This is a genomic window from Flavobacterium psychraerolatum, assembly GCF_025960985.1.
GTDB lineage: Bacteria > Bacteroidota > Bacteroidia > Flavobacteriales > Flavobacteriaceae > Flavobacterium.
The window spans coordinates 1-19831 of record NZ_JAOQMX010000006.1 but is presented as its reverse complement, the minus strand read 5'-3'; the positions used below and the strand labels follow the sequence as shown (position 1 = coordinate 19831).

Here is a 19831-nt window from a genome sequence, read left to right as displayed (position 1 = left end):
TTAAGATATTAATTTCACAAATTCATTTGCAATAGCGTTCAAATTAAACGCATTACCAACGGTAGGTGTTAAATTTAAATTATTTTTTTCATATTTAATGATATGCGGATGCAACTGTAACGCAATTCTAGGTGTCCATTCTCTAGCCACACTTATCGACTTCAGATTATGCTCTTTGTAGGCAGCAAAGATTCCGCTTTTTTCTGTCTGGAAATAAGGCGTCGTTGATATACCAAACTCACTATTGACTAATACTTGTGAAATAACCTCTTCAGATTGTTTGCCCATCACTTCATAAACAATACGATAATGATCCAAAACTGGAAGTACATTGTTTAACTCTGGACCATTCAAACCAATGAACACCACCTTGATTGGCTTGCTAAAAGATTGTTTCATTTTTACAATATCATCAAAAAAATCATGCAGTGGAGCGCCAACATGAATCGTTCCAAACAGCACAATTTGTAGATAATTAATCTGTTCTTCTTTAATTGCTGTCAAGGGTATGTTACTAAAAATAGGCAGAATACTAGCCTCAATACTATGGCATTTTAACATTAATTGGTACAATTGACTTTGTGTTGTAACCACAGCTGGATGGATACGTGATATCGTGGTCTTGACAATATACTGCTGCAATTTACCTATAAATTGGTGTGGTATCGAAGCTTCCTTATCGATACCCAACCATAATTCATGCATCATAAAGTGCCACTGGTGCTTCCCTTTTAACTTTTTTAAAGAAGTTGGCAACCAAAACGGTAGTCCCTTTGGATTAAAACTGTAAGGCACAAATTGTAATGAAATCCAATCAGGTTCGAAACTAGTTACGATATTTTGTGTAATTTCGAAAACATCTTTTTTAGTTACATCAGCTGGTATTCGATGCGCAGTGATATCCACGTTACCCGATTTTTGCTTTTCAGTTGCAACCGAATGGATATGGAAGTCACACAAAGCAACGAGCTGAACTGCATGTCCTAAACGTACTAATTCTGCACATAATTGTCTTGAATAATCTCCTACACCATCGTTTCCTGGTTCTGCCGCGCCACAAAAAAAGAGTATCTTCATATTATTTTTTTTCCAAACTGTTTTCTAATCTATCACTTTCTTCAATGCTAACTGTTCTACAAATTAGATAGCATTCATTGACGATATATTATTTTCTTTTAATTTCAACTGATTTATCAAAATTATTATAAACTGAAAAATTAGTGTTTTAAACTATTTCTAATTAATTCAAAATACTGTTCAGATACAGCTATTTCAGTATGAGCCTGCAAGTGATTATTTGCTGCTGCCAAAATAGTATCTTGCAATTCTACGTTATCCAATAGCTCCATAGTTGTTTGAACTAACGAAGGTACTGAATTTCGCTCAAAGACAACTCCGGCTTTACCCACAGCATCTGGTAAACCGCCTCCATTGGAGACGATAGGTATACAGCCACAAGCTATTCCCTCTAGCGCAACAATTCCAAAAGGTTCCTCCCAACGTGAGGGTACTAATAGATATTTATGCTCATTCAATTCCTTAACGATTTCTTCAGCTCCTAAAAAACCTAGAAAACGAATATCCTCTTGCAAATTATACTTTATAGCCAAGGCCTTCAAACTCTGCATTTCTGGTCCATCACCTATAATCGTGAGTGAATATTTATTACCTCTGAGGGTATGCAATTGATTTAATAATTCAATCCCCATATCTCCCCCCTTGTCGGATACTAAGCGCCCTACGAAAATAAAATCTGATTTTTTATTGGTATCCGTTTGTTTAAAATTGGAAGAATCATACGGGTTCCCAATCACTAATGCGTTCTTAAAAGTAACATTTTTGATTTTCTCACTGCAGGCTACTACCCTATTGTAATCTCCTAACAATCCTTTCTTCAAACGGTTTTGAATTTTATCTTCAGCATTTGGGCCGGTAATCCATGTTTGTAACCCAACTAATTTTGGTTTACGTATCAAAAAATTAGGCCAACTTAATCCAAAGGTAGGATTGTTTTCGAATACGACATCACACCATTTTAACAATTTGATCACTTCTACTACTGATGGATCTCTAACTACTTGAAAAGGAAATTTTTTATTCCCTTCTTCATTAGTCCTAGTTACTACAATTACGCTCACATCGTTCCTACTGTGAAAGTTGTTGGCAAACATTAGTGATATGCTTTCTATTCCGCCAATGTTGGGATAAAATGCATGACTGAATAAAAGTATTTTCATATTACTTATTGATTGATATAAAATTATATCGATTAAATATTTTCTCAAATAATGTAGTCCATAGTATCCTGTATTTATTGAAAAAGTATCCAAACACTACTGAAAAGAATAATGAAACTAAAATTGATACATAAAATTGTAGCTGCATGTCACCTGCATTATTCAATACTACTTTGCATAATTGCAAAATTGGATAATGCAAGACATATATTGGAAATGTAAAATCTGCAACAGTTCTAAACTGCTTTACAAATTTGTCTGAAATAGTCATTTGTAAATTTGTTGGGAATAAAAATATAGTAACTGCAAATAAAATTCCCGAAATTAAATCTGTACAAAATTGATTTGCAAAATATAGAGGTTTATAACCTATAACATATGGCAAAGGTTCTAATGCGACATAAGAAGCGAATGTAAAAAAAAGAAATAATAAAAAAGTAAAACTATTTTTAAACCTTGCAAGCTTGTCATCATATATAAAAGCCAAATAACCTGCAATCCAAATTGGAAACATAAGTAATATCTTTGGACCTGCAAATAAGCAAGCTAATATAGTAAATAGTACTTTCTTCTTTTTATCCTTTGTGTAGAGATAAACACCAAATATTAAATAGAAAAAGAATTCAAAACTGACAGACCATAAAACTACATTTATTCTAGGAGCACTTGAGAAAAGCCACAATTCATTCATAAACGTAGCCGTAATCAAATACCGAACAACACTAATGACATCTACATGAATATTTTTGAGAGCAATATAATTTAGAATCATTTCGATAATAAATGAAATAACTAAGGCCGGCAAAACCATGGAATACAGACGACTTAATCTAGCAACTGCATATTGCTGGGCTCCTCTATTATTACTTTTAGTCGTGAAGCCAATCACATAACCTGATAGAACAAAAAATAGGACAACAGCAAAATGACGCATATTTGACACAATCAATCGATCTCCTTCTATGTCGCCAAAAAACATCATCACCGCATGGCCATATACAACAAGTAATGCAGCAAATATTCTAACAAAGTCTAGAAATAAACTTTTTTTGGTATCCATATTCTATTATTTAATGATGAGGGATTGTGAAAATTCTAATGCAATATTATCTAAATTTCTTGCTTTATAATTTGACAAATTAAGAAAGTCAATAGCACCACCTTTGTACTCAATAAAATCGTTGAATTCAACGTTTATATTTTCTGCATCCGTCCATGGTTTTGCAATACTAATAATAGGTAGTTGGTGATCGCGATACGCTGCTACCACGCCACTTTTATCTGAAATTTTGAAAGGTGTTGTAGAAATACCGTAACTGCTGCTGCACAATACATTGGAAATTATCTCTTCGCTACAACTACCCAATATATCATAAGGTATTTGATTTTTTTCCAAGCTTGCTGTCCAAGATTTTAATTCATCCCCATTACGGCCGACAAAAATAAATTTGGTTGTTTGCTCTTCATAGGAAATAGTATTTTTTAAATCAACAATAAAATCCTCAATAGGAGCACCATTATGTATCGTAGCAAAAACAACAAAAACCATACAGTTTATAGGCTTTTCGATAGCTGCAGTGACGGCCACATTACCAAATAGCGGTAAATACTGTGCCCTGATATTTATTGTACTTAAATAATACTGGTACACTTTTGCCTGTGTATGTACTATTTTTGGATTTACTTTTTTGGCAAGTTTTCGAATGATTTCTTTTTGCAAAAGCCCTACGCATTTCTTCTTGTACGTGGTTTCCTTTTCTAATCCTATCCACAGCTCATGAAACATAATGTGCCACTCGTGTGTACCTTTAAGTTTATGTAAAAATTTTGGCAACCAATACGGGACCCCCTTAGGATGAAAGCTGTACGGCACAAATTGTAGGGAGATCCAATCAGGCTGAAAAGAATCAATCGTATTTTGTGTCCAATTCCTTCGTTCTTCAAGGCCTGCAGATAAAGGAATTCGTTCTGTAAGTACTTTGATTCCCTCTATATTCTGAAATTCTTTAGCATAAGATTCTATATATAAATCACATAGTGACAAAATCATTACATCATGGCCAGACTGAATTAATGCACCACACAAACGACGTGTGTAATCACCTACTCCGTCACTGCCAAGTTCTACTGAACCACATAAAAAAAGTATTTTCATAATGTATTAAAATAAATAAGTACAAATTTTTATACCGTTTTCTCTAATTAAGTGATTTGCAATCAATCTATTTATAACTTTCAAGCTTTATGAATTACTAGATTAACATAAAAAAATTATAATCTTAAAATTGTAGTAATGTGGTTATTACTTTAAAATAGGTACAAGAAACTATAAGTAGTATTATCTACCATTATTTTTAGTTAAGATGAACATAACTCTGTACTGCCTAAAATAATGTTTTATCTTTTCTTTCGAAATTTATTTAATTCACATTATAAAATCTACCAATTAATTTTGCCAGTTTTATACTTAATATTTTTCGTCTACTTTCAAATCTTGAATGTGCCAAAATAGGTGCTTCGGTATGCATCCAGTACGCGACATCTTCTTTTCTTGGTGGTTTGGCGTGTACCGCTCGCAAAAAATGATTTGCTTTCCAAGGTTTTGGACTGCCTAACGCATGATACATCGCTATATTGCCAGCACCAAACCCCATTCCCTCTTTACCAATAAAACTTATAACACCCTTATACGTTTCAATAGCAGCATTCAATGCATCTTGGTCTGACTTATCAAAAATTTGAAATCCTTTCCTTTCCGTGATAGTACCTACAATGGTTGCATCTGAAAAAATGGATTTTTCCAAACCTCCAATATCATCTGCCATATTCTCTTGAATTTGACGCCAAATAATTAAAAAAGAAATATCTTTTTTGAGAAGACCTATAAAACCTCCATTAACATAAATTTGATTCTTGAAAGATAAATCAAGGTCGTATTTGGCAAAATACTCCCTCCAACCTACTCTGCGTGGATGAAATTCTTGAAGAGGAGAATTTACGTCTTCACAAACTGCTACACCGCATTTTACCCACTCTTCAAAACAGGCCCATGACTCATCGACCACTATATCTGGATCAAAGTAAAAAAGAGCTTCTTCGTCCTGAGCTACTCCTTCCCATAATTCCAACATAAAGTCAGGTTTGTAATTGGTCAGGCTATAAGTCGTTGTTAGAGGAACAAATACCATTTCAATTCCATCAATGGGACATAACACTATGGCTTTATCCCATTTACCTAGAATTACCTTTTTTCCCTTTAATGCCCATTCAGGTAAGGCTCCCCTGTACCCAACGTAGATAGTACCTCGGAATCCATTTTTATACAAAGAATTTGAAAGTGTGGCCACACCAAAATGGTAGTGTCCTTCAAAAAGAGTACAAATTGCTGCCTTCATAAATTATAATTGCTTTTTAGCGATTTAAATGTCGTTTGATACGTTTGATATGCTTTTTAAAACTAGAAATTAAGAGCAAATCTGCCATTTCAATTTTAAAATAATCTCTCATTCGTTTATTGTCTGTATGACTGGAGAACATAAGTTCATCAATTGGTTCAGCTCCCAATGCGCCACGACCACTATAATGTAAATGGCTTATGTGTGGTTTTGCTATTCCAGTAGCTAAGTTGTAGCTATTTTTGCTCTCGACTGACAAAGTATTGTACCAGCCATTAAAAGAGTCTGTCGGCCTTTTTTGCACTCCTTGAATAGCTTGTATGAGGTCCAAACTGTTCTTATAATCTCCAGACCAAGAACTCAGCCAGTTGTGCGGCGATTTGCATAGATTGAGTACTTTCCAATTTCCAAGTAGAGCTGCAATATGTAGTAATGATTGGTCGTGCTTTTTAGGAATACTTGGATGCTGATGAAACCAAGCTACAGCAGCATTCATATCGCCAATCATTTTATCATTTTTCTTGACTAATAAATGACCAGCTGTAATAGCCGTACTTAAACTTCCCATTCCAAAGATTTCTTCTATTTTTTGAGGATCATCATAGTTATAAATACCTTGAGTCGTATATTCTTCATCGGCGTGTACTAGATCATGATTTGCTGAGTAGTCAAACAATCGTTCCCAATCCATCAAGGCTACAATATCATTGTCTGTATAAATAAATTCATCCCAGTCAGAAAACCAAGCTAAAAAACGATACAAAAATCCCATTGGGCAATCAGTCAAAACCGTCCTCAAATTATTTATAAAGTCCTTAGCTTCCTCCGGAAAATCATCTATCGTCAAAAACTCAACCTCCTTCAAAATATATTTTGAATTAACAGCTTCTCCTCCAAAATGTATTAAGCGAATTGGCAAGCTACAGCCACTTTTTCTTATAGAATAAATAAGATTCTCTGCATACCATTGACTTTTTAAGTTGGCTACCAAAACAATACCTTTTTTCATATTTCTATTTATAAATCAAAAATCCTGGGTGTTTTTTCTCTGACCGGTATACTTTGTGAAAAAAAAAGTCTTACTGAATCAACTTTATAAAACTTAAATGCTAACATAAAAGATAAAAATGGCTATACAATTCTAGCATAGCACTTACATTGATATCGAAAAGTTTTTTATAAAATTTTTAACTTTAGCATCAAAAGAATTGGTTAATGGCTTCCATAATATATTTTTTAACCAAACATCAAATACATAATTAATAGGAATACATAAAAGAATCACTAAACTAATATAAGCATAAGGTTGACGAATACCAATATGATAAAATAGTAAATACATCGGCATATGTATTACATAAATTGGATATGATAATTTACCTAAGTAATCTAAAAAAAAAATTAAATTATCTGAAATATAATTTTTAAAATATAGTGCAATTCCGCATACTACAATGACCAAAAAGACTGTAAGAACACTTAACGAATCTTTAAAAATTATATTTTGATAATTTACAATTAGTAAACAGAATATTAATAATGGTAAAGTACTAATAGGTTTATTTTTAGCCGAAATAATTAGTCCTATCAAAAATGGCCAAGCCCATATCAAATTACTATAAACATATAAAACATCATAATCTAGAAATGTAAACGCTAACATAGACAAAATCGTCATAATAACAATATATCGAAGTCGCAATGGCATTAAAAGTGGCACCATAAGATATAAAAATGCCTCTACTCCTATAGACCATAATGGACCATTATAAGTTATCGTTATGGAAGCAATTCCTTGCAATAGTAAAACATTGCTAATACTTGTTAAAATTCCTGCAGAAGCCATATTAGAATTAGGTAATGAATATGGACTACCTAGGTAGTACTGCACAAAAATAGTAAACAAGACTGCTGCAAAGTACAAGGGATATATCCTTAAAAAACGACGTTTAATGAATTCTTGTTTTTTTTGAGCGTATGAAAACCCGATTGATATGCCTGAAATGAGTAAAAATCCTACAACAGCAGTTTTCCCTCCAAGGTCATAAATAAATTTACAAGGCATTAATTTGTGTCCAAATATTTGATCGTATAAATGTCCATACATTACTATAAATGCTAATACAAAGCGAGTGATGGCCAAGATTGCCCAAGTAGATTCAGAAAAAGTTGGCTTAGTATTTAAGAGATTATTCATTAGCTTTATTCCAAGTAATTACTTCCTTCTTATTATAGATTTTACAATATTTTTGATACTCTTTTTAGAATTTGTAATAGCTCTAGATTTTATATTACTAAATCTCCTTTTTTCCAATTCATCAAAATATAAATAATCATCAACAAAAGCGGGGAATTCCATACTCAATATATCATTCCTCTCCCTATGCATGTTTTCAAAATGCAATGTATTACAAGTTAAGCCATCTGCACTGCAAAGCGCCATCTTTATCTTTAAATGAATATGAGATGCATTGTATTTGCAAACTGCTAGTATGATAAAATGCCAATCAGCACCGTACTTAATTGTTTCATCATACAATCCTATTAGTTCGTGCAAACTTTTTTTAATAAATACAGCTTGATGACTTATCATACCATATCTCAAAAATCCAAAACTAAGTTTATCCGGAAAAATGCTCTCCGTAAAAACTACTCCTTTACTTTCTCTGTCTACATCTCCATAAATAAGATCTTCCTTATAAGGTTTATTTTCGAACACTTGTTTCAATACTTCAACATTGTGCAATACATCACCAGCATTAAGCATTAACAAATACTCACCGCAAGCTTGAGCTATTCCTTTATTCATGGCATTATAAATACCTTTATCAGCTTCGCTTACGGCATATGAAAAGTAATTTGCGTTCTCTTTAATATAATCATTACTTCCATCAGTTGAACCTCCGTCAATTATAATATGCTCAAATTCTTGCCAGCTTTGATTGATAACTGAATTGACAGTATTTTTCAATCCTTCGACATCATTATAATTAATCGTAATTATTGACAATTTCATTTTTTTTCCTTTTAGTGCGTTATTCGCTTATTTGTCTTAACTTATAAAAACTAAAACTATAAATCATAATTAAGAAAATACATTCATACAAAATATTATAATATAAAATTCCTTTTAGAGTGGATAAGTTCCAAATAAAAAAAGCAACCGTTACCGTGCTTATATTCATACAAATCACCAAAATAGGATTGATAAAATGACCTCTACTGCCAACTAAGCTACTTGTCATTGAAGCTATTAAACCAATGCAATTAGATAATAATATTAAAAACAATTCAGTAGAAAGTCCACTATAGGAAGCTCCTAAAACCCACAATAATTGTTTGGGAAAAAGAAACACTAATAGCATTACTCCGCATGAAAAAACAACTAATAGGATTTGAAAAAATAAAAATAATTTTACAATCTTTCGTTTGTGATTTGCTAATCTAGAAAAACGTGGTATAAATAGCGTTGACAATAAATTCGTAAATAAACCAATCAATATTGTAAATCTTCCTAATGCACCGATACTGGCTAATTCATTTGAATTTCCGAAGATAGATAAAACCCATATAACTATTTGTCCAGAAAAAGCAAAAAAGATAATATTGGGTAAAATTCTAGCAACTACTTTTAGAATCTCTTTTCGAACAATGGGATCTGGTTTTTGATCGGTATTAACAAATTTCGCATTAATTTTTTTCAATTTATGATTACCATATATTCTTGGAAGTCCAGAAGCCAGCAAAATGATGAAGGTCCATGGGAAAATAAAAATAGTAAAAATTGTTAAGGCCAAGCGCCCTATACCCACAGTAATTTGATTCTTTTGAAGGCTACTGATATCTTGGTGTAACTTGGGAGTAATCTCTAAGAGAGAATCTGATAAATCAGCATAAAAAGCAGGAATTAGAGACAAAACAATTAAAATTGCAGTCAACCAACTTGCTTTATTCAACAACAAAAGATAAATGATGATTGGAACGGCAATGATTAAAGTTATCACAGCAAATTTTCGGCGAAGATCTAATCCAGTAGCTAGAACAGTACCTAGCTTATCTGGATCTTTCCAAACCTTACCACTAATAGACATCACACCATTAGAGATACCACCATCTGTTAAAACAAGTAGGGTTCCAGCCATGGTATTAGCCAAAGTATAATAAGCGTATTCCTGCACCGGTAACAAACGAACAATCAAAATGCCTGTAATAAAACCAATTCCCTTCAATAAAATTTCGGTACTACCTACTAGAGAGACTAATTTTAACATACTTAATCCTCTTTCATAATGTTTGTGCGTCCTTAACCTATTTAAGGGATTATTCATAGGTGTTTGCTTTTTTCATGTTTACTATTACCATTTAACAGTGGTAATTTATCCTTTTCCAATTGATTTTACTTCAAAACCAATTTTGGTTAAACTAGGTACATCCAAAATATTACGTCCATCAAACACAAAAGCAGGTTTATACATGTTGGTGTAAATCGTTGCCCAGTCGTAGGTCTTAAATTCATCCCACTCTGTTAAAACAGCAATTGCATGCGCTTGATCCAAGGCTTCCATTGGATTTGTGTACACTACGATTTGTTTTAATTTCGACTGAATTCTAGCTTCAGATTCGCCATTCAGTTCCCAAATGTATTTCATGTCTTGTTTTACCTTCGCTTCTGAAACCTTAGGGTCGTATACATGAATTTCGGCTCCGTCTTCGATTAAATGTTCTGCTACAGAGATAGCAGCTGATTCACGTGTATCGTTAGTGTCTTTTTTAAAGGCCCATCCCAAGAAGGTGATCTTTTTGTCGCTAACGGTATTAAAAAGTGATGTAATTATCTTTTTTGCAAAACGTCTTTTTTGGTAGTCGTTCAAAATTATCACTTGCTCCCAATAGTTCGCTACCTCGGGTAAATTAAAGTGACGACACAAATACACTAAATTCAAAATGTCTTTTTGAAAGCAAGAACCTCCAAAACCAACTGATGATTTTAAAAATTTAGGACCAATTCGGCTGTCAGTACCAATAGCATTCGCAACCTCATCTACATCTGCCTCTGTCACTTCACACAAAGCAGACAAAGCATTGATAGACGATATACGCTGCGCTAAAAAGGCATTTGCGGTTAATTTTGACAATTCAGACGACCAAACATTGGTTGTTAAAATTTGTTTTGGCGATAACCAATGTGCATACACATCAACTAAAGACTGAATAGCGGCTAATCCTTTTTCTGTTTGTTTTCCACCGATCAATACACGGTCTGCATTAAATAGATCGTCAATCGCAGTTCCTTCAGCAAGAAATTCAGGATTTGAAAGTACTTCAAAATGTACGCCATTTCCTGTGCTGTCCAAAATGGTTTGTAAGGTTTGTGCCGTACGTACGGGTAAAGTTGATTTTTCAACAATGATTTTATCGTTTTTAGCGATTCTAGCAATTTGTCTTGCGCAAAGCTCTACAAATTTTAAATCGGCTGCCATCCCCTTACCTTCACCATAGGTTTTAGTTGGGGTATTTACCGCGATAAAAATCATATCGGCTGCATCAATGGCTGCATCTACTTCGGTTGAGAAAAACAAATTGCGACCTCTCGCTTCGCGCACTACGTCTGCAAGTCCTGGTTCGTAAACCGGAAGCTTGTCTAAATCTTCTTCGTTCCAAGCAGCAATTCGCACTTCGTTCAAATCGACCACCGTAACTTTAATTTCTGGACACTTCAAGGCAATTACCGACATGGTAGGACCGCCAACATAACCAGCACCCAAACAACATATATTTTTTACTTTCATAATCAAATTTTCGTTTTACCTTAATTTATTCGAAATAGTTCAAGGTTTGGTAGCCTCCTTCTTTCAAATACTGGTCTTTTTTCATCAAAGCAACATCGGATTTCATCATGTCTTTAACTAAATCCGCTAAATCGTATTGGCATTCCCATCCTAGCTTTGTTTTGGCTTTGGTTGGATCACCAATTAATAAATCAACCTCTGTAGGTCTGAAGTACTTTGGATCTACTGCTAGTATTTCTTTTCCGATTTCCAATTGGTAGTCTGGATTGTTACAGGCTTTTACAAAACCTTTTTCTTCCACTCCTTCTCCTTTGAATTCCAATTCGATTCCTACTTCAGCAAAGCTCATGCGTACAAACTCACGCACTGGTGTAGTGGTTCCTGTAGCAATCACCCAGTCTTCCGCTTCTTCTGCCTGTAGGATCATCCACATCATGCGTACATAATCTTTGGCATGTCCCCAGTCACGTTTTGCATCAAGATTTCCTAAATAAAATTTATCTTGTAATCCTAAAGCAATTCTAGACGTCGCTCTAGTAATTTTTCTGGTTACGAAAGTTTCCCCTCTAATTGGTGATTCGTGGTTGAATAATATTCCGTTACATGCATACATTCCATACGCTTCTCTGTAGTTTACTGTAATCCAGAAAGCATACATTTTGGCTACTGCATACGGAGAACGTGGGTAAAAAGGCGTTGTTTCTGATTGTGGTACTTCTTGTACTTTACCATACAACTCAGATGTAGAAGCTTGGTAAATACGTGTTTTCTTTTCTAAACCCAACAAACGCACTGCATCCAAAATACGCAATGTTCCTAAGCCATCAGCATTACCAGTATATTCTGGTGTTTCAAAAGAAACCGCTACATGACTCATCGCAGCCAAATTGTAAATTTCGTCTGGTTGAATTTCTTGAATCAAACGAGTTAAATTGGTACTATCGGTCATATCACCATAGTGCAGAATAAAGTTTCTGTTTTCTACATGTGGATCTTGGTATAAATGATCAATTCTGTCGGTGTTAAAAAGTGACGAACGTCTCTTAAGACCGTGAACAATATATCCTTTTTTTAATAAAAATTCACTTAAGTAAGCTCCGTCTTGACCAGTAACTCCCGTAATAAATGCTGTTTTTTGTGTTGGATTCATAAGTTATTTGTTATGCACGATGGCGTTTTTTTTTTAGTGTTTTGTCTCTGAGGTCGGTATTCAGTCGCAGTCTCAGTTTTCAGTGATTGTCGATGTGGTTGTCGCAGTTTCCTGGCTCAGTTTTCGGTCGCAGTCGCAGTTTTCAGTGATTGTCGATGTGGCTGGCGCAGTTTCCTGGCTCAGTTTTCGGTCGCAGTCGCAGTTTTCAGTGATTGTCGATGTGGCTGGCGCAGTTTCCTGGCTCAGTTTTCGGTCGCAGTCGCAGTTTTCAGTGATTGTCGATGTGGTTGTCGCAGTTTTCGGTTGCGTATTTCAGTTTTCTTGTGATTTTGGATTTAGATTGCAGTTATTTGGCTGTTCTCTATATTCTTTTCCTTCTAACTTCTTCCCTTTAACTTATTACCTCTTCCCTCTAACTTATTACTTCTGACCTCTAACTTCTTTCCTCTTCCCTCGACTTGTTTTATTTGTAATCGATTTGTTTGAAATTGTCTATGTTTTCCAAAAACCAATTGTATGTTTTTTGTATTCCTTGCTCTAATTGTACTTGGTGTTTCCAGCCTAAGGCGTGCATTTTGGATACATCCATTAATTTTCTTGGTGTACCGTCTGGTTTGCTGTCGTCCCAAACGATTTCGCCGGTGTGACCTACGATTTTTTGAATGGTGGTCGCTAGCTCTTTGATGGTTAAATCTTCACCTGTTCCTACATTGTATAAATAATCGGGTAATTTGTTTTCTAAAGCGAAAACTACTGCGGCAGCCATGTCATCTACAAATAAAAATTCGCGCATTGGCGTTCCTGAACCCCATAGCACGACTGCTGCATTTTGATTGTGTTTGGCCTCATGAAACTTACGGATCATAGCGGGTAACACATGTGAACTTTTTAAATCGAAATTATCGTGTGTACCGTATAAATTGGTTGGCATCAAGCTTACAAAATCTTTTTGAAATTGATTGCGGATCGCTTGACACAATTTTACACCTGAAATTTTGGCTAAAGCATACCATTCGTTTGTTGGCTCCAATGAGTCGGTTAACAAATAGTCTTCTTTTAAAGGTTGTGGTGCTAGTTTTGGATAGATGCAAGAACTTCCCAAGAAAATAAACTTGGAGACATCAGTGCGGTGTGCCGCATCAATTAAGTTATTTTGAATTTGCATGTTCTCCATTAAAAATTGGTACGGAAAATCATTATTGGCTAAAATCCCTCCTACTTTGGCCGCCGCATCAATGATGATTTCTGGCTTTGTGGTCGCTATAAAATCGTTTACGGCCTGTTGGTTACGTAAATCTACCTCTTTACTTGATGCTCCCACCAAATTGGAATAACCTTTGGCTTCTAAATTACGCCAAATGGCACTTCCTACCATTCCGTTATGGCCTGCGATATAAATTTTAGCTGCTTTGTTTGTCATCTAAGAGAAAATCTTTAATTAATTAAAAAATGAAACATTTTATAGCCAAAATTACAGGCTATTTGTTCGTTTGTGATACGGGTTCCCCCTTGTCAGTTACAGAATAACCAAATCAAGAGATAAACAAAAAATCAGTAAAAGCATCGCTTTATACTGAATACTAAACCATTAAGTCATTTTTAGTTCACTACAACCATAGTGACTGCATGTAATAATATTAAATCGCATAACTCGCACAAAATTAGGCTGTGAACAATAAATTCGCCCTTTAATTCGGTAATAAAAATTCCTTATTAAGGACAATAAAACATAAAATCTATGTTCTTTTAACGAGAAATTAAATTTTTATTGTTCACCTATACCCTACAATATTAACTTATCTTTAAGCCTACGTTCCGTACTTGTTATTTCAAATAAACTATTGCATCTGCTAATTTTTCGTAATTCATTTTAAACAAAAATCCACAGAAACAATGAATTCTTAGGTGTATTACATTTATGAAATCCATATATTAAAAACTACCATTAAATCACCTATTGGCATTTTCTACAATAATTTTCAGCTAATGATATAAGCACATAGAAAGGGAGATTTAATAAAATAGCAATTCCTATGTAATATGGCATTGAAGCGATTCTTATAGATCATATAAAAGTTATTCAATACTTCAGACATAGCAAATAATAGGATTAAGCAAAAAAACAGGAACAATACTAGTTAAACCCTAACAATTCACTCTTTTTCATCCCTAAAACCTTAGCTAATTTATCCAATTTAGAAATTTTTAAATCGACAGCACCAGTTTCCACTTTTAGATAAAGTTGCACCGACATTTCCATTTGAATAGCTACATATTCAACCGTATGTCTTTTCTTTTCTCGACTTTCCTTAATTTTTAAATAGATACTAGCTGTACTCATTTTTTTTAAGTTGATTCTTTTGAATTACAAAAATCAGTCAAACTTATACAAGCGAAATGACTAAGAAAAATTTATCTGTTCAAAGACATTCAAAATCCGATAAAGCACTACTACCTGAGAGACATTTTGCTAATTCGATCCATAATGCAATTACAGTTAAATCGATTTTTGGTTTTAAAAAAAACAAAATTAAACTACTATATATAGCCATAGTAACACCTATAGTTATAATATAAGAAAGGTTCAGATGAAAAACATCTGAACCTTTAATTATAAACAATAGTATTTGTTACTGCGTCACTAAAATTTGTGGATATGGATCAGGTACAGCATCTATGATCACATTCGGTACTTCATTATGAACCGTCACCATAAATTTGTTGTATTCAGGGTGAGCTACTAAGTTAGTATTCATAAACAATGAATTATCAGGTTTTGCATCGGCTCTATTTTTATGAAAAGCATCACCAACTATGGTTGAATTTAAAACCGTTTGGGAATTATCATTTCCCGAAACAACGTTTGAAAACTTAACATTATCCATGAAGTTACACCCATCTGCCCAAAGCTGTACAAAATTATGTGTTGCGATATTTGGAGTATTACCTGAAAAATCACAATTATACAATGAAATATCACCGCCTCGAATAACATATTCTCCGTGGTTGTTGGTGAAAGTGCAATTAGCCATAATTGGATAGCTAGTACTACCATTTTCATAAGCCACTTCATTATTATCAAACTTACAGTTTACCCAAGTTAATAAATTATTTCCACGCATAGCTTTTGTAGACATACCAATGCCACAATTTATAAATTGAGCATTGTACCAAATAGTTTTATCAATATAACCTGGAGAAGCATTTGAATCTGATCCAATAAAAGGTTTAGGGTTTTGATATAATCCAATTCCACAATTTACAAAGCTTACATTGTCCCAAAAACAGTTATCAGTTCCGCCCATTTTATACAAATGAACACCTATAGCTTGATTTCTAAATACTACAAATTTGGGAGATACATAAGTTGTTCCTGTAAAATCTTCTGGAAAAAACTGCCCTTTAGAACCTCCTTGTAGTGTTAAATTAGCTAAATAATACCTGGACCCTATATAACTTGCACCATCGAAAACCTTATCAACCATTGTTATCAAAGGAAAGTCATCAGTCAAACCACAAATAACTGTTTTACCAGTCCCTGCTCCAATAATACCTTCATCATTACTACCTACTATTAATGTTGAACCAATATAAAACACACCCTCGGGCAATTCTGCAATTTTATTTGTATTTATTAAATTCTGAATATAAGAAGCACTATCGGGTTTCCCTACTCTATTAGCCTTCCAATTAGCTCCTAAAGGATCAGGTAGATCTTCCCAATTTGGTCTAGCCCATGGAGTTTTTTTAGTTCCTACATAACTATTAATAATATTAGAAGGATTGGCTAGTGCAGTGGGTTGTAATTTACCATCAAGATAAACATCTGAAGCATGATCTGAATCATAGTTCCTTTGCGCCTCTACACTAAAACCCGTCACAGCTCCTGTACTTCTAATATACGTTTTATAACTCCCAATGTTAAATACATTTGCATTAGGAGAGACTTTACTGTCGATCTTACTACCAATACCATTACCAACTAGTACCAGTTTATTAGCTTGTATGTTAAATCCACCTGTAGGTATATTTGAATAGTCAGCACCACCCAACTCAGTAATAGCTAAATCACCCATATTTGTAGCGTAAAACATAGATTTATTACCAATGCTATTCCCTTGTGAGTTCCACATTTCTGCATCAACACCAATCCAATTAGAAGATTGTAAATTATCCAGTACAATAGCATCCCCATTAGGAGTAAGAAGATTAGACCATACGTGTGTATTACCAAAGCTTGGTGTGGTATTATTTCCTTTTATAAAGATACCTGCTACACCTTGTAAATAACCACCACCCGTTTGAATCTTTATAAACTTATTATTTCTATAATACCCTGAAGTACTAAAATCAAAATATATATAACTATTAATAAAGTTAATGAATTCGCAGTTCTCAATTTTAGCTCCCACATCAGCGGTAATACCTGTAAATGAAAAAGTTTTAAATAGACAATTAGTGATTGGTGAACCTGCTCCAAGATGAAGAGTACTACCTTCAACATGCATGTTTATCAAACTAACGTTCGAACTTCCACCTGCAATCGTAATTTTTGAGGTCCATGATAAAGTTGGGTGTCCGTAAATGTGTTGATTGCTATGCATTGTAATTTCTACTCCTTCATAACTTCCTTTATCTAATCTAATAGAACCATATTGGTCCAATGCTTTTTGAATATTAGCCTTTTCTGATAGCGGCAAAAAATGCGCTGCAAAATAGGCCTTCTCTTCAATTTGATTTAAGTCAAGTTTTTGTGCTGCTTTAGAGGGTTGCGATGCCTTAATTGGCTCCTGTTTTTTATTCTGCGCATACTGGTAGTTTTGTGCAAAGCTAACCGTACTACAAAATAATAGGATGTTTATTAATTTTCTCATTGTCCTGAAATTATATAATCATTATCTCCTGTTTTTCTCAAAAACCCAAAGGTCACGTTGGTTGCTGCACTTGAAAAGCTAGCACTTCCACTGTTTTTATAGTTCAAAATTACTCCTGAAGCTGCTTGTATGTTTAAAACTGCTCCATTGTGTGCTTCTAGATTTACGGTATCTCCTATCACCATACTCGAAAAATCAGAAGGTAAGGTAAGTGTTGCTGAAGTAGTACAAGCAATAGTATTGTTTACATCAGCCGCTGCAAAACTCCTTGAGGCTGTTACCGACATCACGGAAGCCCTATAAGGTGTTGCTACTGTTGTTGTAGCTGCTCCAACTAATCGGTCCGCTGTTTTGGCATGTAAGGCATAAGGTACGCTCAACAATTGGGTTACTCCTACGATGCTATAATTAGAACCTCCTGCTGGATCAACCTGCGTTTCTATAAAATAAGGTCCGTTTTGCCAAGCAATACTGCTAAAACTCCCGGTTACAATATTTCCTGTTCCAATCTCCAAAGAAACAAGTCCGTTGTTGTTGGTATTTGGTGAATGTGTTTCTTGATACACTATAGCTCCTGAAGCAGAAGTTTGATGCACGAGTACACGTAGACTAATCCTAGAGTTAACTACCAAACTGTTGTCTTGTGTTCTAATTATCGCTTGGTAACTCATTTTCTCTGGTGATTGCGCTTGTACAGATAGTGCAACTGTCACCAATAATAGTAGGGTAAGTATTGATTTCATTTGTGGGGGTTTTTAGTTTTTTACTATTTTGAATGTTTTCGTATGATCATTGTCTACTACAACTTGCAATAGATAGACTGCCGAGCTAAGATCGCTCACATTAATTTGGGTTTCTTCTGTTTTGATGCTGTTTTGTTTTAATATTCTTCCATGCGTATCGTACAGTTGGTACGAACTCTGCGTTTTGTCAATTACTACTCCCGTCATGTTTATAGATACATAATCTGTAGTTGGATTCGGGAAAATTACGATTTCTGCACTTGGATAAACATTTGATGGAACTAACAAAGTAGCTGAAACTTCATTGTGCTGTACCCCTTGTGCTAGCCCATAAATAGACTCACCAACATAGGTATAAAATACTTGTCCGATGGAATACGCTACGCTTCCAGAACTACTTTCAGCATTACTACCTGAAGTAATGATATTTTCCATAACATCACCGCTATTGTTTTGGCCGAAACCTGCAAAAGAACCGAACAAGATCGGTAGCAGCATCATTGTACAATATTTCATTTTTAGATTTTTCAACTTGCTGAGATTTTTAATTGTTTATAAATTAATTCTAGTACAAACATAATCACGCAAATCAATTAATTCGATAAAACAGAATAAAATATCGATTAAATACATTAATTAACTAATTTATTAATAAAAAACTTATATATAAATTATATTATTAAAATTATATTTTCTTGCAAACCCATATCACAACAACTATGCCATTAAAATGATTTTAGATTATAATATAATTTATTTTCTCAAATGTAATAACTTAAGTATGAATTACTTTTGACAAAGAAATGATGATTTATTCAAAATAATACAGTTACTAATCCGATTTACCTAATTCCTAAAATAGCATCAATTAATTCAGAATCTCATAGTGTAACCAGCTTTCAATTAGAATATTCTTAAGGGGTAAATTGGAAGTTATAGAATAGAGGTTAAAAGCGACGACACCCAATTAAACTATTTCATATTCGTGTTTTATAGCTTACAATATCATTGTCAAAATCATCTTGCTTTCAATTCAAGCATTGTCGTAACCACACTATACATCACAACTGCGCGCAATTGGTCAAGATTATAGGTATTTATTTTATATAGGTATAATATATAGTGAGAACAACTAATTGAAAATTTGATTTTAAATCGTAAACAGTCCACTTGTCCATCAGAGCTAGTCGAAGACTTTTGCGCAAATGAAACAACCAAATAAAAATTCGATTGCAAAACTTGATTACTCAACTTGTCCGTCTGGGCTTGTCGAAGGCTTTTACATAATAATGACAACCAAATAAAAAACTACTGCAAAACTTGATCATTCAACTTGTCCGTCAGAGCTTGTCGAAGACCTACAAACAAATCCAATAAAAAATTTAAATACTTCTACTCTCAATTCGAGCGCAGTCGAGAAACAACTTATACATCTCGACTACGCTCGATGAGACAAAAATCATATTAGTTTATAGTACATCGGTATTTAATCTAGCGAAGACATCAAAGTAAAACTTAAACATAAGACTTGAGCACTTAACTTGTCCGTCTGAGCTTGTCGAAGACTTTCCCTTAATAATGATAACCAAATGAAAATCTGACTGTAAAACTTGATTACTCAACTTGTCCGTCTGAGCTTGTCG

16 protein-coding genes are annotated in these 19831 nt (G+C 34.0%); all 16 read right to left on the bottom strand.

The window, feature by feature from the left end:
* Window positions 1-1077 (bottom strand): hypothetical protein, encoded by a 1077-nt coding sequence (locus M2326_RS03870; RefSeq protein ID WP_264618238.1) that lies wholly within the window; start codon window positions 1075-1077, stop codon window positions 1-3.
* Window positions 1078-1217: 140 nt separating this feature from the next.
* Window positions 1218-2237 carry a glycosyltransferase family 4 protein gene (locus M2326_RS03865; RefSeq protein WP_264618237.1) on the bottom strand — a complete coding sequence of 340 codons (1020 nt, stop codon included), beginning with the start codon at window positions 2235-2237 and terminating at the stop codon, window positions 1218-1220.
* A 1-nt stretch (window position 2238) separates the two neighbouring features.
* Complete coding sequence (locus tag M2326_RS03860) at window positions 2239-3297, bottom strand: acyltransferase family protein (protein ID WP_264618236.1); 1059 nt, start codon at window positions 3295-3297, stop codon at window positions 2239-2241.
* Window positions 3298-3303: 6 nt separating this feature from the next.
* Entirely contained in the window at window positions 3304-4392 is a 1089-nt protein-coding gene (locus tag M2326_RS03855) for a glycosyltransferase family protein (RefSeq protein ID WP_264618235.1), read from the bottom strand.
* A gap of 265 nt (window positions 4393-4657) precedes the next feature.
* Window positions 4658-5632 carry a hypothetical protein gene (locus M2326_RS03850; protein WP_264618234.1) on the bottom strand — a complete coding sequence of 325 codons (975 nt, stop codon included), beginning with the start codon at window positions 5630-5632 and terminating at the stop codon, window positions 4658-4660.
* A gap of 16 nt (window positions 5633-5648) precedes the next feature.
* Window positions 5649-6641, bottom strand: coding sequence for an alpha-1,3-mannosyltransferase family protein (locus tag M2326_RS03845; RefSeq protein ID WP_264618233.1), 993 nt, complete (start codon window positions 6639-6641; stop codon window positions 5649-5651).
* A 144-nt stretch (window positions 6642-6785) separates the two neighbouring features.
* Window positions 6786-7829 (bottom strand): acyltransferase family protein, encoded by a 1044-nt coding sequence (locus M2326_RS03840; protein ID WP_264618232.1) that lies wholly within the window; start codon window positions 7827-7829, stop codon window positions 6786-6788.
* Between the two features lie 18 nt (window positions 7830-7847).
* Window positions 7848-8648 carry a glycosyltransferase family 2 protein gene (locus M2326_RS03835; RefSeq protein ID WP_264618231.1) on the bottom strand — a complete coding sequence of 267 codons (801 nt, stop codon included), beginning with the start codon at window positions 8646-8648 and terminating at the stop codon, window positions 7848-7850.
* Between the two features lie 19 nt (window positions 8649-8667).
* On the bottom strand, window positions 8668-9960 hold the full coding sequence (locus M2326_RS03830) for a lipopolysaccharide biosynthesis protein (RefSeq protein WP_264618230.1): 1293 nt from the start codon (window positions 9958-9960) through the stop codon (window positions 8668-8670).
* Between the two features lie 48 nt (window positions 9961-10008).
* The gene (locus tag M2326_RS03825) at window positions 10009-11421 is read right to left on the bottom strand and encodes a UDP-glucose 6-dehydrogenase (RefSeq protein WP_413603256.1); all 1413 of its coding nucleotides are present in this window, start codon (window positions 11419-11421) and stop codon (window positions 10009-10011) included.
* Window positions 11422-11446: 25 nt separating this feature from the next.
* Window positions 11447-12571: a GDP-mannose 4,6-dehydratase gene (gene gmd, locus M2326_RS03820; protein ID WP_264618229.1), complete on the bottom strand. Its 1125-nt coding sequence runs from the start codon at window positions 12569-12571 to the stop codon at window positions 11447-11449.
* A 463-nt stretch (window positions 12572-13034) separates the two neighbouring features.
* A complete protein-coding gene (locus M2326_RS03815; protein WP_264618228.1) occupies window positions 13035-13991 on the bottom strand; it encodes a GDP-L-fucose synthase family protein in 957 nt (318 codons plus the stop codon).
* Window positions 13992-14705: 714 nt separating this feature from the next.
* A complete protein-coding gene (locus tag M2326_RS03810) occupies window positions 14706-14912 on the bottom strand; it encodes a helix-turn-helix domain-containing protein (RefSeq protein ID WP_264618227.1) in 207 nt (68 codons plus the stop codon).
* Window positions 14913-15201: 289 nt separating this feature from the next.
* Window positions 15202-17445: a hypothetical protein gene (locus M2326_RS03805; RefSeq protein ID WP_264618226.1), complete on the bottom strand. Its 2244-nt coding sequence runs from the start codon at window positions 17443-17445 to the stop codon at window positions 15202-15204.
* Complete coding sequence (locus M2326_RS03800) at window positions 17442-18188, bottom strand: hypothetical protein (RefSeq protein ID WP_264618225.1); 747 nt, start codon at window positions 18186-18188, stop codon at window positions 17442-17444. Before M2326_RS03800 ends, M2326_RS03805 begins: the two co-directional genes overlap by 4 nt.
* Window positions 18189-18200: 12 nt before the next feature.
* Window positions 18201-18704 carry a T9SS type A sorting domain-containing protein gene (locus M2326_RS03795; RefSeq protein WP_264618224.1) on the bottom strand — a complete coding sequence of 168 codons (504 nt, stop codon included), beginning with the start codon at window positions 18702-18704 and terminating at the stop codon, window positions 18201-18203.
* Window positions 18705-19831: the final 1127 nt, after the last annotated feature.

Excerpts from the sequence above, each read along its gene's own strand:
- M2326_RS03870 (WP_264618238.1), bottom strand. The coding sequence starts at position 1,077 with ATGAAGATACTCTTTTTTTGTGGCGCGGCAGAACCAGGAAACGATGGT.
- M2326_RS03865 (WP_264618237.1), bottom strand. The coding sequence starts at position 2,237 with ATGAAAATACTTTTATTCAGTCATGCATTTTATCCCAACATTGGCGGA.
- M2326_RS03860 (WP_264618236.1), bottom strand. The coding sequence starts at position 3,297 with ATGGATACCAAAAAAAGTTTATTTCTAGACTTTGTTAGAATATTTGCT.
- M2326_RS03855 (WP_264618235.1), bottom strand. The coding sequence starts at position 4,392 with ATGAAAATACTTTTTTTATGTGGTTCAGTAGAACTTGGCAGTGACGGA.
- M2326_RS03850 (WP_264618234.1), bottom strand. The coding sequence starts at position 5,632 with ATGAAGGCAGCAATTTGTACTCTTTTTGAAGGACACTACCATTTTGGT.
- M2326_RS03845 (WP_264618233.1), bottom strand. The coding sequence starts at position 6,641 with ATGAAAAAAGGTATTGTTTTGGTAGCCAACTTAAAAAGTCAATGGTAT.
- M2326_RS03840 (WP_264618232.1), bottom strand. The coding sequence starts at position 7,829 with ATGAATAATCTCTTAAATACTAAGCCAACTTTTTCTGAATCTACTTGG.
- M2326_RS03835 (WP_264618231.1), bottom strand. The coding sequence starts at position 8,648 with ATGAAATTGTCAATAATTACGATTAATTATAATGATGTCGAAGGATTG.
- M2326_RS03830 (WP_264618230.1), bottom strand. The coding sequence starts at position 9,960 with ATGAATAATCCCTTAAATAGGTTAAGGACGCACAAACATTATGAAAGA.
- M2326_RS03825 (WP_413603256.1), bottom strand. The coding sequence starts at position 11,421 with ATGAAAGTAAAAAATATATGTTGTTTGGGTGCTGGTTATGTTGGCGGT.
- gmd (WP_264618229.1), bottom strand. The coding sequence starts at position 12,571 with ATGAATCCAACACAAAAAACAGCATTTATTACGGGAGTTACTGGTCAA.
- M2326_RS03815 (WP_264618228.1), bottom strand. The coding sequence starts at position 13,991 with ATGACAAACAAAGCAGCTAAAATTTATATCGCAGGCCATAACGGAATG.
- M2326_RS03810 (WP_264618227.1), bottom strand. The coding sequence starts at position 14,912 with ATGAGTACAGCTAGTATCTATTTAAAAATTAAGGAAAGTCGAGAAAAG.
- M2326_RS03805 (WP_264618226.1), bottom strand. The coding sequence starts at position 17,445 with ATGAGAAAATTAATAAACATCCTATTATTTTGTAGTACGGTTAGCTTT.
- M2326_RS03800 (WP_264618225.1), bottom strand. The coding sequence starts at position 18,188 with ATGAAATCAATACTTACCCTACTATTATTGGTGACAGTTGCACTATCT.
- M2326_RS03795 (WP_264618224.1), bottom strand. The coding sequence starts at position 18,704 with ATGAAATATTGTACAATGATGCTGCTACCGATCTTGTTCGGTTCTTTT.